Consider the following 1,905-nt stretch of genomic DNA (forward strand, 5'->3'; position numbering starts at 1 on the left):
CCGGTGAGTCGTGACCAAGGAGTGCCACCGCACCATGTCGAGCGCCCAGGCCCGTACCCGCGAGGACGTCCTCGCCCCGATCGCTGAAGCGTTCGAGGAGGCGGTACCGGACGGCGGGGGAGCCGAATTCGTCACGCGCTACTTCCGCTACGTGCCCCTCGACGAGCTCACGTCGCGCACCCCCGACATCTATGCCGGCGCGGCGGCCAGCCACCTCGCCCTGGCGCGCGACCGGCATCCCGGCGTGGCGAACGTGCGGGTCTACAACCCGACGACCGAGGTCGACGGCTGGTCCAACGCCCGAACCGTCATCCAGATCGTCACCGACGACATGCCCTTCCTGGTCGATTCCGTCACCGGCGCCCTCGTCGGCGCGGGCATCGACATCCACCTCATCGTCCACCCGCAGCTCATCGTGAGCCGCGACGCCGTCGGCCGCCTCGAGGCGGTGCTGGACCGCGACGCCACCGGCAAGGTCGCCAAGGGTGCTGTCGGCGAGGTCGCCGAGTCCTGGATGCTGCTCGCCGTCGACCGCGAGAGCGACGAGGCGCGAAGGAACGAGCTCGAGCGCACCGTGCGCCACGTCCTCGAGGACGTTCGCCAGGCCGTCGAGGACTGGCCGAAGATGCGCACCAAGGCCCTCGTCGTCGCCGCCGAGCTCGAGGGCGCCCCGCCCGAGGGCATCGACGCCGACGAGACGGCGCTCGCGATCAGGTTCCTGCGCTGGATGGCCGACAACCACTTCACCTTCCTGGGTTACCGCGACTACACCCTGCGCCAGACCGAGGCCGGCGAGGTCATCGAACCCGTCACCGGTTCGGGCCTGGGCCTGCTGCGCTCCGACCCGCCGCTGGGCAAGGCACCGGAGGTGCTGAGCGCCGAGGCGTCGGCCAAGGCCCACGAGGCCAACATCCTCGTGCTGACCAAGGCCAACTCGCGCTCGACCGTGCACCGCGTGGCCCACCTCGACTACGTCGGGGTCAAGGCCTACACCGACGACGGCACCGTGGTCGGCGAGCGCCGCTTCCTCGGCCTCTACGCCTCCACGGCCTACACCGAGTCGGTGCTGCGGGTGCCGCTCGTCGCCGAGAAGGTGCAGGGCGTGCTCGACCGCTCCGGCGTGGCCCACGACAGCCACACCGGCAAGGACCTCCTCGGTGTCCTCGAGAGCTACCCGCGCGACGAGCTGATCCAGGCCAGCGTCGAGCAGCTCTACGAGACGACGATGGCCGTCACCCAGCTGCAGGAGCGGCGCCGCACCAAGCTGTTCATCCGCGAGGACGACTTCGGCCGCTTCGTCTCGTGCCTGGTCTACATCCCGCGTGACCGCTACAACACGGCCGTTCGCATGAAGATGGCCGACCTGCTCAAGGACACCTTCGGCGGGGAGTCCGTCGAGTTCTCCGCGCGCGTCAGCGAGTCGGCCCTGTCCCGGTTGCAGTTCGTCGTGCGCGTCGAGCGTGGCAAGCGGATCCGCCGTCTCGACCGCGCCGAGCAGGACCTCCTCGAGCAGCGCCTCGTCGAGGTCAGCCGCACGTGGACCGACCGCCTCGGTGACGCGCTGCGCGCGGAGCACGGCGAGGAGGAGGGCGACCGGCTGCTCGACCGTTTCGGTCGGGCGTTCCCGACCGCCTACGAGGAGACCTTCACGGTGCGTCAGGGCGTGGCCGACCTCGCCCACCTCGACCGGCTCGGTGAGGGCATCGGCACCAGCGTCGCCCTCTACCGGCCGTCGGACGCGCCCGACACCATCCGACGCTTCAAGCTCTTCCGGGTCGACCCGCTCTCGCTGACCGATGTCCTGCCGATCTTCACCCACATGGGTGTCGAGGTCGTCGACGAGAACCCGTTCGAGATCTCGCGGGCCGACGGGGTGCGCCTGCACGTCTACGACTTCGGCCTGCG

1 pseudogene is annotated in these 1,905 nt (G+C 70.3%); it reads left to right on the top strand.

Features of this window, described 5'->3' with window-relative positions:
- Nucleotides 1-34: 34 nt before the first annotated feature.
- Nucleotides 35-1,905: pseudogene (locus tag PLL68_RS14535) on the top strand (NAD-glutamate dehydrogenase); the annotation flags it as partial.

This window comes from Ornithinibacter sp. (assembly GCF_035443565.1).
Taxonomy (GTDB): Bacteria; Actinomycetota; Actinomycetes; order Actinomycetales; family Dermatophilaceae; genus Fodinibacter.